We start from the raw sequence: 13,119 nt of genomic DNA on the forward strand, positions 1-13,119 counted from the left end.
CCGTTCTTGCGACCCCGGCAGGCCCCGGCCTGCCGGGGTTTTCCCCGTGCCCGCCCGCCGAAAGGAGCCTCCGATGACCGCCGATACCCTCGCCGTCATCCGCCCGGAAACAGAAGCCGAGCTGGCCGGGTTCCTGCGCGATGCCACCCGGCCCATGGCGATTCGGGGTGGCGGCACGCGCCCCGTGGGGCTGATCCAGCCGGGCGGGGTGCTGGAAACCGGCGGTCTCGACGGGATCACGCTGTACGAGCCGGGCGCGCTGACGCTCGTCGCCCGCGCGGGCACCCCGCTGGCCGAGGTCGAAGCCGCGCTCGCCGCCGAGGGCCAGCGCCTGCCCTTCGAGCCGATGGACCACCGCGCGCTTCTGGGCACCACCGGCGCGCCCACACTGGGCGGCATGGTCGCCGCCAATGCCTCGGGGCCGCGCCGGGTGGTGGCGGGGGCCTGCCGCGACAGCCTGATCGGCGTGCGCTTCGTCGATGGTACCGGCAGCGTGGTCAAGAATGGCGGGCGCGTGATGAAGAACGTCACCGGCTACGATCTGGTCAAGCTGATGGCGGGAAGCTGGGGCACGCTGGGCGTGCTGACCGAGGTCAGCTTCAAGCTGCTCCCCGCCCCCGAAAGCGCCGCGACGCTGGTCTGGGAGGGGCTCGACGCCGCGCAGGCGGTGGCGCTGATGTCCGCCGCCCTGGGCCTGCCCTGGGAGGTGAACGCCGCCTCCCACCTGCCCGACGGCCGCACCGCCCTGCGGATCGAGGGTTTCGCGGCCTCGGTCGACTACCGCGCGGATGAACTCGGCAAGGCGCTCGCGCGGTTCGGCCGTTCAGTGCGCGTCGCGCGCGACGAGGGCGCGGCGCTCTGGCAGGCGGTGCGCGATGTCACGCCCTTCGCGGCGGGGCAGGGCACGGGCGATATCTGGCGGCTGTCGGTGAAACCTTCGGACGCGCCCGCGCTGGCGCAAAAGGCCGGCGGCGAGGCGCTGTTCGACTGGGGCGGCGGCCTCGTCTGGCTGCGCCTGCCCGAGGGTACCGATCTGCGCGCGCGGCTGGGAGAGTTCCGCGGCCACGCCACGCTCATCCGCGCCAGCGTCGACACACGGCGCCGCCTGCCTGTATTCCAGCCCGAACCGGCCCCCGTGGCCGCGCTGTCGAAGGGCCTGCGCGCGCGCTTCGACCCGCGCGGGCTCCTCAATCCCGGGCTGATGGGCTGAGCGGATGGATATCGTCCTCCTCATCCTCAGCCCTGCGCTGGTCGGCCTCGCCACGATCGTGCTCATGCGCCGGATCACCCGCCGCCGCGATCCCGACGGTACCGGCGGCAGCGGCATCACCCTGTCGCTGACCATCGCCATCGCGGCGATGCTGTGCGTCTTGCTGCTGCAGGCGCCGGGCTATGGCGGGCAGGGACAGGCGGCGCTCATCTCGCTGATCGTCACGCTCTACAGCGTCTCCTGCGGCGCGCTGGGCGCGGCGCTCACCCTCACCCCGTTGCCCCGCGCGCTGGGCTTCGCCGTGGCGCTGCTGGCGCCGCTGACCTACTGGATCTGGGGATAGACATGCAGACCACCTTCACGCCCGAGCAGCTCAAGGCCCCCGCGATCCGGCGCGCCAACGAGGTGCTGCGCACCTGCGTGCATTGCGGTTTCTGCACCGCCACCTGCCCGACCTATCAGGTGCTGGGGGACGAGCTCGACAGCCCGCGCGGACGCATCTACCTGATCAAGGACATGCTGGAAAACGACCGCCCGGCGGATGAAAAGACCGTCAAGCATATCGACCGCTGCCTGTCCTGCCTCGCCTGCATGACGACCTGTCCCTCGGGCGTGCATTACATGCATCTCGTGGACATCGCCCGCGCGCATATCGAGAAGACCTACAATCGCCCCGCCATGGACCGCTTCCTGCGCTGGACGCTGGCGCGGATCCTGCCCTATCCCACCCGTTTCCGGCTGGCGCTGCTGGGCGCCAAGATCGGCCGCCCCTTCGCGTTCCTGATGCCCGATGCGCGGCTGAAGGCGATGCTGGCCATGGCGCCGAAACGGATCCCGCCCGTCAGCCGCAACGACGCGCCGCAGGTCTTCCCCGCGCAGGGGCCGCGCCGGATGCGCGTCGCGCTGATGACCGGCTGCGCGCAAAAGGCGCTGAACACCGATATCAACGACGCGACGATCCGGGTGCTGACCCGGCTGGGCTGCGAGGTGGTCGTGGCCAGGGGCGCGGGCTGCTGCGGCGCGCTGACCCACCATATGGGCCAGACGGATCTCAGCCATGCTTCCGCCGCGCGGAATATCCGCGCCTGGATGGCCGAGGTCCGGGGCGAGGGCCTCGACGCCGTGGTCATCAACACCTCGGGCTGCGGCACCACCGTCAAGGATTACGGCCATATGTTCCGCGAGGATCCGCTGGCCGACGACGCGGCCCATGTGGCGGGTCTCGCGCGCGACGTGACCGAGATCCTGGCGCAGCTGAAGCCCGAGGGCACGGTGCCCGAAACCCTGCGCGTGGCCTACCACGCCGCCTGCTCGCTGCAGCACGGCCAGCAGATCAAGGACGCGCCGAAGGCGTTGCTGAAACGGCTGGGCTTCACGGTTGTCGAACCCGCCGATCCCCATCTGTGCTGCGGCTCGGCGGGGACGTATAACCTGCTCCAGCCCGAGATTTCGGGCGAACTGAAACGCCGCAAGATCGCGACGTTGGAGGCCAGGACGCCCGACGTGATCTCGGCGGGCAATATCGGCTGCATGATGCAGATCGGCTCGGGCACCGGCGTGCCGGTGGTGCACACGGTCGAGCTGATCGACTGGGCGACGGGCGGGCCGAAACCGGCGGCGCTGAGTGAGAGCGTGGGCGTGCCGGTCCTGCGCTGACCCCGCCGCCCCGCTCGCGCCCCAGATCGCCGTCGCGCGTCTTTTCCGCCCTGATCCGCCGGAGCGGCCAAGCCGCCGACATCGCGACCGGAACGGTCCATTGACCCGGTTCAGGCGACTCCAGGCGCTCCGATTGCGCTCCGAAGCAACGTCCCCAGGTCGGTGCGCGCCGCGCAAAAAATGGCCCGTCCGACGGGAACAACCTCCGTCACGCCCGGTTGTGAAACAGCATCACCGTGACCACAAAAGGCGACCCTCTTCACCTCGGTCCCGGCCTCCCCTCCTGAACGCCCGCCCCCTTCATTCTGCCCCAAATACTCCCGCCGGAGGCGTCCCCACCCCTCCGCCAAAATTCCGCCACCATCGCCGGGCACACCCTTTCCATCCCGCCTTCGAGTGACCATGCGCCTGATCGCCCTTCTCCTTGCCCTGTTTCCGCTCGCCGTCTCGGCCCAGCAGGACAGTCGCCTGCAAAGCCTGCAGACCGGCGATGCCGGCCGCGGCTGGGAGGCGGTGGGCCGGCTCAACATGCAGGGCGTGGGGTTCTGTACGGCGACGCTGATCTCCGAACGGCTGGTCCTGACCGCCGCGCATTGCCTGTTCGACCGCCGCACCGGCGCGCGCCTGTCCGAGGACAGGCTCGAGTTCCTCGCCGGCTGGCGCACCGGACGGGCCGAGGCGATCCGTGGGATCCGGCGCGCTTCGATCTGGCCGCAATTCGACGTGGCCGCCGGGGCGGCGCTGGGCAATGTGCCCGCCGATATCGCGCTTCTCGAACTCGACCGCCCGGTCCGCACGACCGCGATCTTTCCCTTCCGGCTTGCCGATCGCGGTCTCGAAACCGGCGATTCGGTGGCGGTGATCAGCTATGCCCGCAACCGCGCCGAGGCCCCGTCTATCCAGGAAAGCTGCCACGTCATCGAGCAGCGCCGCGACGGGATCACCGTGTTTTCCTGCGATATCGATTACGGTGCCTCGGGCTCGCCCGTCTTCATCGTCGAGGCGGGCGAGCCCCGCATCGTCTCGGTGATCTCGGCGCGCGTCGAAAGCACCGAGCGACCGCTCTCCTTGGGCATGGCCTTCGGCGACCGTGTGCGGCTTCTGGCCGAGGATCTCGCCCGGGGCGGTGTCCTGCCCGCCGCCCCGGGCGCGGGAGAAGGCGCGCGCGGAGCGGCGCGCTTCGTGCGGCCCTGAACCGAGTGAGGCATCCGCGCGTGAGGCGTGGCTGCTGGCGTGGTTTGCCCGGGCCTTGAAACCGCGCCCCGCGCTTCCCACATCCCTGATACCGGGCGCCCATTTGGGGTCCGGTGCCCCGCCCGGCCGGAGCTTCCGGCGGGCAAGACCCTGACAACGCTTAACAAAGCAGACATCGCTTATCGAAGGATGACTCACATGCGTACGTTTGACCCGACCCCCCTGTTCCGTGCCTCGGTCGGTTTCGACCGGATGGCCGACCTCATGGATCGCGTCCTCGCTGCCGAACCCGTGCAGCCGACCTACCCGCCCTATAATATCGAGAAGACCGACGAGAACGCGTATCGCATCTCGATCGCCGTCGCCGGTTTCAGCGCCGATGAACTGAGCGTCGAGATGAAGGAAAACGGCCTGACCGTCTCGGGCCGCAAGGCCGAGGACAAGGACGAGCAGCGCACCTATCTGCATCGCGGCATCGCCACCCGCGCCTTCGAGCGCCGCTTCCACCTGGCCGATCATGTCCGCGTCTCGGGCGCGACCCATGCCGATGGCATGCTGCATATCGACCTCGTGCGCGAGATCCCCGAAGCGCTCAAGCCGCGCCGGATCGAAATCGCCAGCGCCCGCTCGGGCGAGCACCTGCTCGATGCCTCGGCGGCGTAAGCGTTGACGCCTCGGCGGCTCCGAGGTCTCCGCTGCCGATGCGTGAAGGAGGGCGCGTCCGGAAACGGGCGCGCCCTTTTCCTGTCCTGCTTTCCTGTCCGGCGCCGCCCCTTTCGCACCGCTCGGGATCCGGGTTAACAAAGGCTGACCCAAACCCGGACCCTGCCCGCGCCATGCTGTCTTTCGAAACTTGGGACGTCTTCACCCGCACGCCGTTTTCCGGCAATCCGTTGGCCATTGTCCACGACGCGGGCGATCTGACCGTGGCGCAGATGCAGACCATCGCGCGCGAATTCAACCTGTCAGAGACGATCTTCGTCCTGCCGCCCCGCGACCCGGCGCATACCGCCCGCGTGCGCATCTTCTTTCCCACCGCCGAGATCCCCTTCGCCGGCCATCCGACCATCGGCTGCGCGATCTGCCTGTCGGGGCTGGCCGAACCGGGGCCGGATGCCGAGAAAACCCTCGTTCTGGAAGAGGAAGCCGGGCTCGTGCCGGTTCGTATCACGCGCAGGGGCGACAGGGTGCAGGCGGAATTCGCCGCCCCCGTTACGCCCCATGCCGCGCCGGGCAGGGCCGATCCCGCGCTCTGCGCCACCGCGCTGGGCGTCGGGACGCTGGGCAGCCAGGGGCACGCGTCGCCCGCGATCTGGCAGGGCGGGCCGGCCTTTCTCTATATCCCGCTTCCCGATCTGGAGACGCTTGCCGCCGCGCGCCCGATCGAACCGCACTGGTCGCGCCTGATGGACGAGGCCGGGGTCGACAGCGCGTGGTGCTACGTGAAAACGCCCGGGGGCTACCGCGCACGCATGTTCTCGCCCACCGCCGGCATCCCCGAGGATCCCGCCACCGGTTCGGCCAGCGCGATCTTCGCCGCCGAGCTCCATGCGCGCGGCCTGCTGTCCGACGGCGCCAACCCGATCCGCATCGAGCAGGGCGTCGAGATGGGCCGCCCGTCGCAGATCCTTGTCGCGCCCGAAATCGTAAAGGGCGCGCTTCAATCCGTCCGCGTTGCGGGCGCGGCGGTGAAGATCAGCACAGGCCGCATCGCGCAGCCGCCGGCCTGAGGGCGCGCGCGCCCCTTCATTCTGCCGAAAATACTCACCTGTCCGGCCAGACGCCGCGCGGCGGCCCGGGTGTTCAGAACACCGCCGCCACCTCGTACATCACCGGCTCGAATCGCGAACACAGGGCAGAGATCTCGCGGTTGCGCTCGCGCATCTCGGGGGTGCGCAGCATCGCCTGGAAATCGCCGCGTTTCTCCCAGCGCGAATAGGTGCTGATGCGGGTCTGCGCGTCGTTCACGTGGATCGCGCCGCCCAGAAAGCCCGGCTGGTGGCGGATCACCTGCTCGTAGGCCTCGGTCAGCATCTCCAGGACGTCGCTGCAGGTGCCCGGCGTCATCTCGAAGGTCGAGACCACGGTCTGTCCGTCGAAATCGGGGGTAATGGCAATGGGCATGGTTATCCTCCCTTGGCTGTCCCCATGGTGCCCCCTTGCGGGTGCGGTGCAAAGGGTTATGTTGCCCCCTACCTCGGGGGGCCGGCGAACGCTGGCTGAGATGTGGCACGGCCGCGGACCCGTTGAACCTGAACCGGTTAAGACCGGCGGAGGGAAGGTGACAGGTTTTTCCTCACCCCGACCCCGCCCGTCGCAATGGAGGATAGACCATGACCAATCCGACCCTTGCCACGGGACTGCTTTCGGCTCTGTGCCTTGCCGTCCCCGCCACGCTTCCGCTTGCTGCTTCGGCGCAGGTGCCGGAATTGCGCGTACTGACCTATGACAGCTTTACCGCCGAATGGGGCCCCGGCCCGCAGATCGAAGCCGCCTTCGAAGAGACCTGCGGCTGCGATCTGGTCTTCGAATCGGCGGGCGACGGCGCGGCGATGCTGGCGCGGCTGATGCTGACCGGCGACCGGACCGAAGCCGACGTCGTGGTTGGTCTCGACACCAACCTGACCGCCGCCGCGCTGGACGCGGGGCTGATCGCGGAACACGGCCTTTCGCCCGATCTCGACCTGCCGGTCGCGTGGGACGATGCGCATTTCATCCCCTTCGACTGGAGTTGGTTCGCCTTCGTCTACGACACCACCCGCGTCGACACCCCGCCTGCCAGCTTCGCCGAGCTGATCGACAGCGACCTGAGCGTGGTGATTCAGGATCCGCGCTCGTCCACGCCGGGCCTTGGCCTGCTGATGTGGGTCGAAGCCGCCTATGGCGACGAAGCCCCGGCGATCTGGGAAGGGCTGGCGCCGCGCATCCTGACCGTCACCCCCGGCTGGTCCGAGGCTTACGGGCTGTTTCTGGAAGGCGAGGCCGACATGGTGCTGAGCTACACCACCTCGCCCGCCTATCACGTCATCGCCGAGGACGATGAGACGAAGGCCGCTGCCCTGTTCGACGAAGGCCATTACATGCAGGTCGAGGTCGCGGGCATCGTGGCGGGCACCGACCAGCCCGACCTGGCCGCGCAGTTCATGGCGTTCGTGACTTCGGATACGTTCCAGTCGATCATCCCCGAAACCAACTGGATGTACCCGGCCGTGATGCCCGAAGCGGGCCTTGCCGAGGGATTCCAGGGCCTGATCCGTCCCGAAACCTCGCTGCTGTTCCCGGCGGACGAGGCTCAGGCGCGGCGCGATGCGGCGCTTGGCGTGTGGCGGGATGCGCTGGCGCGCTGAGCCCCTCTGGATGAAGACCGGCGCCGCCCTCGTGGCGGCGCTTCTTCTTGCGCTCAATCTGGGCGCGCTGGTGGCCGTCGCCCTGCGCGCCGAGCACAGCGCCGGCTGGGGCGGCGCTGACTGGGCGGCGCTGCGCTTCACGCTTTGGCAGGCCGCGCTATCTGCGCTGTTCTCGGTCGCGCTGGCGATCCCCGTGGCCCGTGCGCTGGCGCGGCGGCGCTTTGGCGGGCGCCGCGCGCTGATCGTCCTGATGGGGGCGCCCTTCATCCTGCCGGTCCTGGTGGCCGTGGTGGGGTTGCTGGCGCTTCTGGGACGCAACGGGATTCTCAATGACCTGCTCGGCCTTGTCGGGCTGCCCCGGCTGCAGATCTACGGGCTGCATGGCGTGGTGCTGGCGCATGTCTTCCTGAACCTGCCGCTTTCGGTGCGGCTGCTGTTGCAGGGTTGGGCGCGCATCCCGTCCGAGCATCTGCGCTTGCAGGCGGCTCTGGGTTTCGGCGGGCTGGCGCGGTTCCGTCTGATCGAGGCGCCGATGCTCGCGCGGATCCTGCCCGGCACGCTGGGGGTGGTGTTTCTCATCTGCCTGACCTCGTTCGCCGTGGCGCTGACCTTGGGCGGCGGGCCGCGCGCGACGACGCTGGAGCTGGCGATCTATCAGGCCTTCCGCTTCGATTTCGACCTTGGACGCGCCGCCTTGCTGGCGGCGGTGCAGGCCGGGGTCGGGCTGGCCGCGCTTTTGCTGCTCGCCCGGCTGGCCCTGCCCGAGGCCGGGGCCGTCGGCATGGACCGCCCCGCACCGGCGCCGCCCGGCGGTCTGGCGCGCGCGCTGGACGCGACCGCGATCGGGCTGGCTGCCTTGTTCCTGCTGGCGCCCCTCACGCTGGTGATCCTGCGCGGGTTGCCCTATGTCGCGGGCCTGCCGCCGGTGATCTGGTGGGCGACGGGGCGCTCGCTGCTGGTGGCCGGGGCCTCGGTCCTTCTGCTCGCGCTCTTCGCGGGTCTGCTGACCGCCGCCGCGCTGCGCCGCACATGGCCCGAGATCCTTGGCGCGTCCGCGCTGTTGGCGTCGCCGCTTGTCATCGGCACCGGGTTGTTCCTGATGGTCAATCCGTGGATCGACCCCCAGCGGCTGGCCCTGCCGGTCACCGCGCTGGTCAATGCCGCCATGGCGCTGCCCTTCGTGCTGCGCGCCCTCATTCCCGCCGCGCGCCGGGCCGAGGCCGATTTCGCCCGGCTTTCGGCCTCGCTGGGCCTCAGTCCCCTGGCGCATTGGCGGCTGGTCCTGTGGCCGCGCCTGCGCCGTCCGGCGGGTTTCGCGCTGGGGCTGGGCGCGGCGCTGTCTCTGGGCGATCTGGGGGTTATCGTGCTGTTCGCGCAGACCGGGTCCGAAACCCTGCCGATGGAGATGCACCGCCTCCTGGGCGCCTATCGCAGCGGCGATTCCTCGGGCGCGGCGGTGCTGCTGCTGGGCCTGTCTCTGGGCGCTTTCGTCGCGCTCGAACGTCTGATCGGAGGCCGCGATGCTGAGGCTTGAAAAGACCGACATCACGCTGGGCAGTTTCCGCCTGCAGGCCGATCTGAGCATCGCCGACGGCGCGCGGGTCGCGGTGATGGGGCCTTCCGGCGCCGGGAAATCCACGCTGATCGGCGCAGTGGCGGGCTTCGTGCCGCTCCGGTCCGGGCAGGTGCTGTGGGACGAGACCCGCATCGACACGCTCGCCCCCGCAAAGCGCCCGCTTTCGATCCTGTTTCAGGACAACAACCTGCTGCCGCATCTGAGCGTCTTCGACAACGTCGCGCTGGGCGTCGATCCCAATCTGCGGCTGAAACCCGATCAGCGCGCGGCAGTGATGCAGGCGCTGGCCGAGACCGGGCTCGACGGTCTGGAAGCCCGCAAACCCGGCCAGCTCTCAGGCGGACAGATCAGCCGCGCGGGACTTGCGCGGGTGCTGCTGCGCGCGCGGCCGGTGATACTGCTGGATGAACCCTTCGCCGCGCTGGGGCCGGCGCTGAAACGGCAGATGCTGGACCTGGTGGCGCGGATCGCGGACGAGACGGGCGCGACGGTGCTGATGATCACCCACGACCCCGGGGATGCGCGCCGGCTGTGCGATGAGATCCTGCTCGTGGCCGATGGTGTCGCGCATCCGCCCGCCCCGACCGAGGCTTTGCTGGCCGATCCGCCGCCCGCGCTGAAAGCCTATCTGGGCTAGATCCCGCAAAGCCGCGCGATGGCCGCGCGCGCAGCCCCCGTGGCGGTCAGGCGGAAGCGGGTGACGCTTTCGCCCGAGGCGTCGCGCATCTCCATCCCCACGCCCCCGGCGAGCGCATCCAGAAAGTCGGGCGTCAGCGCGCTATCGGCCAGCCAGTAGCGGTCATTGGGGCGGTATTCGAACGTGCCGGTAAAGGGCTGGCCATCGACGATCAGCGTCACCGTCTCGCGCCCCGGCTGCTCGGGCGAGAGCACCGACTGCGCCATGCCCGGTCCGCGATAGGCGTCGAACATCATCCGACCGCGCGGATCGCCCGCGCCGCAGGACAGGGTCAGGCGGCCCAGATGGTTGTCGCCCTCGGCCGACATCTCGACCCGGCCGCCTTGCTCCAGCACCATCCAGCGGCCCGGCTGCACATAGCGAAACCCGGTCTCGTTGCCCCAGCGCCCGACGGCGATCCATTGCGCCTGTGCGGGCAGGGCGGGGGCAAGGGTCAGAAGCGGCAGCAGGGCAAGGAAAGCGGGTCGGACCATGGCAACAATGTCTCGTCTGGAAAACGGGCGCGGAAACCCTAGCGGCGGGAAATTGCCGTTTCCAGACCACGCAACGCAAAACGCGCCCCGGAGGGCGCGTTTCGACACGTTTGTGATCGGCAGAACTCAGCCCTGCTTGGCCTGGTTCTTGATCGGCGCCCACAGGCGCTTGTTGGTCAGGTACAGAAGCGAGGCCAGCATGGCGAGGAACAGCACGCCGATGAAGCCCCACATCTTGCGCTGCGGCAGATGCGGCTCGGCCGCCCACATCAGGAACGCCGCGACGTCCTGCGCCATCTGCTCTTCGGTCGCCGGGGTGCCGTCCGAATACTCGACCAGATCCTCGACCAGAACCGGGGGCATCGACACGTTGCCGCCGAACGCTTCGTTCTCGTAGAACAGCGCGCCCGCCATCTCGGTTTCCTCGCCGGTGAAGCCGGTCAGGAACGACGCGATGTATTCCGGGCCACCCATCCCGTGGATGAGCTGGTTGATGCCCAGACCATAGGGACCGTGGAAACCGGCGCGGGCCTTGGCCATCAGGCTCAGGTCCGGCGCGTTTTCCAGCGACGAGCCGGGGAAGAAGTCGGTCAGTTCGGCGCTGCGGTAGCCGCCTTCGCCGTCCTCGACTTCGTGCTCGGCGGCGAAGGCGCGCAGCGTGTCGGCTTCGATCGCCGGGCCGGTCTCGGCCGCCAGCGAGCGGAACGCGACCATGTTCAGCCCGTGACAGGCCGAGCAGACCTCGTTGTAGACCTGCAGACCGCGCTGAAGCTGCGCGCGGTCATAGGTGCCGAACGGACCCTCGAACGAGAAGGCGTAGTCGTGGACATGGCCACCTTCGCCCGCCGCCAGCGCCGGAGCGCTGCCGAGCGAGAGGACCGCAAGGGTCGAAAGGAGTAGTTTGCGGAACATGGGTATCACCTTTTCCTTTCGATCACTCGGCCGGGATCTGTTCAGGCGCGGGGCCCGACTTCTTGGCTTTGAGATGCGCCTTGAAGTCCTGCTCGATGGTCGCCGGCGGGGTCTTCGGACGTTCCAGCACGCCCAGAAGCGGCAGGACGACCAGGAAGTAGGCGAACCAGTAGGTCGCACCGATCAGCGAGATCGTCGAGTAGGGCGGTTCGGCGGGCATGGCGCCGGCCCACATCAGCACGACGAAGTCGATCACCAGCAGCCAGTAGAACGACTTGAACATCGGACGATAGCGGCCCGAGCGGACCGACGAGGTGTCCAGCCACGGCGTCAGCGCCATGACCGCGATCGCGCCGAACATCGCCAGCACGCCGAAGAACTTGGCGTCGATGATGCCGAACGAGATCCAGTTGGCGAACATCACGACCCAGACATCGGCGGTAAAGGCGCGCAGGATCGCGTAGAACGGCAGGAAGTACCATTCGGGCACGATATGCGCCGGCGTCGAAAGCGGGTTGGCCATGATGTAGTTGTCGGGGTGGCCCAGGAAGTTCGGCATGAAGGCGACGATCGCCCAGAACACCAGAAGCACCACGACCAGCGCGAACAGGTCCTTGATCACGAAGTAGGGCCAGAAGGGCAGAGTGTCCTTCTCGGCTTCTTCCTTCGAACCGCGACGCACTTCGACACCCGTCGGGTTGTTGTTGCCGGTCGAGTGGAAGGCCCAGATATGGACGATCACCAGGCCCGCGATGACGAAGGGCAGCAGGTAGTGCAGCGAGAAGAAGCGGTTCAGCGTCGCGTTGCCGACCGCCGGTCCGCCCAGAAGCCAGGTCTGGATCGGCTCGCCGATCCCCGGGATCGCGCCGAACAGGCCGGTGATCACGGTGGCGCCCCAGAACGACATCTGGCCCCACGGCAGCACGTAGCCCATGAAGCCCGTGGCCATCATCAGCAGGTAGATCAGCATGCCGACGATCCAGGTCACTTCGCGCGGGGCCTTGTACGATCCGTAATAGAGGCCGCGGAAGATGTGGATATAGACAGCGAAGAAGAACAGCGAGGCGCCGTTCTGATGCAGATAGCGCAGCATGTAGCCGCCGTTCACGTCGCGCATGATATGTTCGACCGAGCGGAAGGCCATGTCTTCATGCGGGGTGTAGTGCATCACCAGAACGATGCCGGTGACGATCTGCAGGACCAGGCAGAAGGCCAGGACGATGCCCCAGATCCACCACCAGTTCAGGTTCTTCGGCGTGGGGATCATCAGGGTGTCGTAGAGCAGCCCGACGATCGGCAGGCGGCGGTGAAGCCACTTCTCGGCGCCGGTCTTGGGCTCGTAATGGTCGTGGGGAATTCCGGACATGCTTCTGTCTCTCCCTTAGCCGAGCTGGATGGTGGTGTCGTCGACGAAGCTGACGACCGGAATATGCAGGTTCTGCGGCGCGGGACCGCGGCGGATACGACCGGCGGTGTCATAATGCGAGCCGTGGCAGGGGCAGAACCAGCCGCCGAAATCGCCGGCGCCGTTGCCCAGCGGAACGCAACCGAGATGCGTGCACACGCCGGTCATGATCAGCCATTCTTCCTTGCCGGCGATCGCGCGGTTCTCGTCGGTGGCGGGGGCACCGGCGGGCAGGTTCGGGTTCTCGGCGTTCTGGTCGATCAGCTCGGACAGGTCGACGGCGCGGGCGGCGTCGATCTCTTCCTGTGTCCGGTGGCGGATGAACACGGGCTTGCCGAGGAAGTTCACCGTCAGCTGCGTGCCGACAGCCACGCCGCTGATGTCGACGAAGATCGACGACAGGGCCTGCACATCGGCCGAGGGGTTCATCTGGTTCACAAGCGGCCAGACAGCCGCGCCTGTGGCAACGACACCGGCACCGGCCGTCGCGTAATACAGGAAATCGCGGCGGGTGCCTTCGTGCTCTTCTGCGTGGGACACGAGCGTTTCTCCATTGTCACTGGGGCCGGTTGACCCGACCGCATGCGTTCAGGGCTGTGGTCCCCCACATCCCATCCGTGCTCGCGCTTTTAACGGGGGCGCAAGCCCG

General features: G+C 68.5%; 14 protein-coding genes and 1 riboswitch. Of the genes, 9 read left to right on the forward strand and 5 right to left on the reverse strand.

From position 1 onward, the window contains the following. Positions 1-97 precede the first annotated feature (97 nt). The 6 genes from C4N9_RS17340 to C4N9_RS17365 all read left to right on the forward strand — a co-directional run bounded on the left by C4N9_RS17340 (position 98) and on the right by C4N9_RS17365 (position 5,790). Entirely contained in the window at positions 98-1,210 is a 1,113-nt protein-coding gene (locus C4N9_RS17340) for an FAD-binding protein (protein WP_109534665.1), read from the forward strand. 4 nt (positions 1,211-1,214) lie between these two features. Further along, positions 1,215-1,553 (forward strand): hypothetical protein, encoded by a 339-nt coding sequence (locus tag C4N9_RS17345; protein WP_109534612.1) that lies wholly within the window; start codon positions 1,215-1,217, stop codon positions 1,551-1,553. A 2-nt stretch (positions 1,554-1,555) separates the two neighbouring features. After that, a complete protein-coding gene (gene glcF, locus C4N9_RS17350) occupies positions 1,556-2,866 on the forward strand; it encodes a glycolate oxidase subunit GlcF (protein WP_109534613.1) in 1,311 nt (436 codons plus the stop codon). Positions 2,867-3,268: 402 nt separating this feature from the next. Beyond that, positions 3,269-4,060 (forward strand): trypsin-like serine peptidase, encoded by a 792-nt coding sequence (locus C4N9_RS17355; RefSeq protein ID WP_109534614.1) that lies wholly within the window; start codon positions 3,269-3,271, stop codon positions 4,058-4,060. A gap of 198 nt (positions 4,061-4,258) precedes the next feature. Beyond that, a complete protein-coding gene (locus C4N9_RS17360) occupies positions 4,259-4,723 on the forward strand; it encodes an Hsp20 family protein (RefSeq protein ID WP_109534615.1) in 465 nt (154 codons plus the stop codon). A gap of 173 nt (positions 4,724-4,896) precedes the next feature. Beyond that, positions 4,897-5,790, forward strand: a complete 894-nt coding sequence (locus C4N9_RS17365; protein WP_109534616.1) for a PhzF family phenazine biosynthesis protein — start codon at positions 4,897-4,899, stop codon at positions 5,788-5,790. Between the two features lie 73 nt (positions 5,791-5,863). Here C4N9_RS17365 and C4N9_RS17370 read toward each other — a convergent pair whose 3' ends face one another. After that, a complete protein-coding gene (locus C4N9_RS17370) occupies positions 5,864-6,184 on the reverse strand; it encodes an antibiotic biosynthesis monooxygenase family protein (RefSeq protein ID WP_109534617.1) in 321 nt (106 codons plus the stop codon). Positions 6,185-6,248: 64 nt separating this feature from the next. Beyond that, a riboswitch (TPP riboswitch) is annotated at positions 6,249-6,356 on the forward strand. Between the two features lie 37 nt (positions 6,357-6,393). Here C4N9_RS17370 and thiB point away from each other — a divergent pair. Genes thiB through C4N9_RS17385 form a run of 3 tightly spaced genes read left to right on the forward strand, consistent with a single transcriptional unit; the run spans position 6,394 to position 9,620 of the window. Beyond that, positions 6,394-7,407, forward strand: a complete 1,014-nt coding sequence (gene thiB / locus C4N9_RS17375) for a thiamine ABC transporter substrate binding subunit (protein WP_109534618.1) — start codon at positions 6,394-6,396, stop codon at positions 7,405-7,407. Between the two features lie 10 nt (positions 7,408-7,417). Then, positions 7,418-8,941 carry an ABC transporter permease family protein gene (locus C4N9_RS17380; RefSeq protein WP_245902602.1) on the forward strand — a complete coding sequence of 508 codons (1,524 nt, stop codon included), beginning with the start codon at positions 7,418-7,420 and terminating at the stop codon, positions 8,939-8,941. Next, positions 8,928-9,620: a thiamine ABC transporter ATP-binding protein gene (locus C4N9_RS17385; protein ID WP_109534666.1), complete on the forward strand. Its 693-nt coding sequence runs from the start codon at positions 8,928-8,930 to the stop codon at positions 9,618-9,620. The genes C4N9_RS17380 and C4N9_RS17385 overlap by 14 nt, the downstream gene beginning before the upstream one ends. Here C4N9_RS17385 and C4N9_RS17390 read toward each other — a convergent pair. The 4 genes from C4N9_RS17390 to petA form a co-directional block, all read right to left on the reverse strand. Beyond that, positions 9,617-10,153, reverse strand: a complete 537-nt coding sequence (locus C4N9_RS17390) for a hypothetical protein (RefSeq protein ID WP_109534620.1) — start codon at positions 10,151-10,153, stop codon at positions 9,617-9,619. The two genes, C4N9_RS17385 and C4N9_RS17390, sit on opposite strands and share 4 nt — an antisense overlap. Before the next feature lie 126 nt (positions 10,154-10,279). Then, entirely contained in the window at positions 10,280-11,065 is a 786-nt protein-coding gene (locus tag C4N9_RS17395) for a cytochrome c1 (RefSeq protein WP_109534621.1), read from the reverse strand. 22 nt (positions 11,066-11,087) lie between these two features. Next, positions 11,088-12,431, reverse strand: coding sequence for a cytochrome b (gene petB, locus C4N9_RS17400; RefSeq protein WP_109534622.1), 1,344 nt, complete (start codon positions 12,429-12,431; stop codon positions 11,088-11,090). Positions 12,432-12,446: 15 nt separating this feature from the next. Then, positions 12,447-13,010 (reverse strand): ubiquinol-cytochrome c reductase iron-sulfur subunit, encoded by a 564-nt coding sequence (gene petA, locus C4N9_RS17405; protein WP_109534623.1) that lies wholly within the window; start codon positions 13,008-13,010, stop codon positions 12,447-12,449. Positions 13,011-13,119: the final 109 nt, after the last annotated feature.

Origin of the sequence: Pararhodobacter marinus, from assembly GCF_003122215.1 — a bacterium.
GTDB lineage: Bacteria > Pseudomonadota > Alphaproteobacteria > Rhodobacterales > Rhodobacteraceae > Pararhodobacter > Pararhodobacter marinus.

Bases quoted from the DNA above. Each gene is read 5' to 3' on its own strand.
- C4N9_RS17380 (WP_245902602.1), top strand. From the start codon at position 7,418: ATGAAGACCGGCGCCGCCCTCGTGGCGGCGCTTCTTCTTGCGCTCAAT.
- C4N9_RS17390 (WP_109534620.1), bottom strand. From the start codon at position 10,153: ATGGTCCGACCCGCTTTCCTTGCCCTGCTGCCGCTTCTGACCCTTGCC.
- C4N9_RS17360 (WP_109534615.1), top strand. From the start codon at position 4,259: ATGCGTACGTTTGACCCGACCCCCCTGTTCCGTGCCTCGGTCGGTTTC.
- thiB (WP_109534618.1), top strand. From the start codon at position 6,394: ATGACCAATCCGACCCTTGCCACGGGACTGCTTTCGGCTCTGTGCCTT.
- C4N9_RS17345 (WP_109534612.1), top strand. From the start codon at position 1,215: ATGGATATCGTCCTCCTCATCCTCAGCCCTGCGCTGGTCGGCCTCGCC.
- petB (WP_109534622.1), bottom strand. From the start codon at position 12,431: ATGTCCGGAATTCCCCACGACCATTACGAGCCCAAGACCGGCGCCGAG.
- C4N9_RS17395 (WP_109534621.1), bottom strand. From the start codon at position 11,065: ATGTTCCGCAAACTACTCCTTTCGACCCTTGCGGTCCTCTCGCTCGGC.
- C4N9_RS17355 (WP_109534614.1), top strand. From the start codon at position 3,269: ATGCGCCTGATCGCCCTTCTCCTTGCCCTGTTTCCGCTCGCCGTCTCG.
- glcF (WP_109534613.1), top strand. From the start codon at position 1,556: ATGCAGACCACCTTCACGCCCGAGCAGCTCAAGGCCCCCGCGATCCGG.
- C4N9_RS17365 (WP_109534616.1), top strand. From the start codon at position 4,897: ATGCTGTCTTTCGAAACTTGGGACGTCTTCACCCGCACGCCGTTTTCC.
- C4N9_RS17385 (WP_109534666.1), top strand. From the start codon at position 8,928: ATGCTGAGGCTTGAAAAGACCGACATCACGCTGGGCAGTTTCCGCCTG.
- C4N9_RS17370 (WP_109534617.1), bottom strand. From the start codon at position 6,184: ATGCCCATTGCCATTACCCCCGATTTCGACGGACAGACCGTGGTCTCG.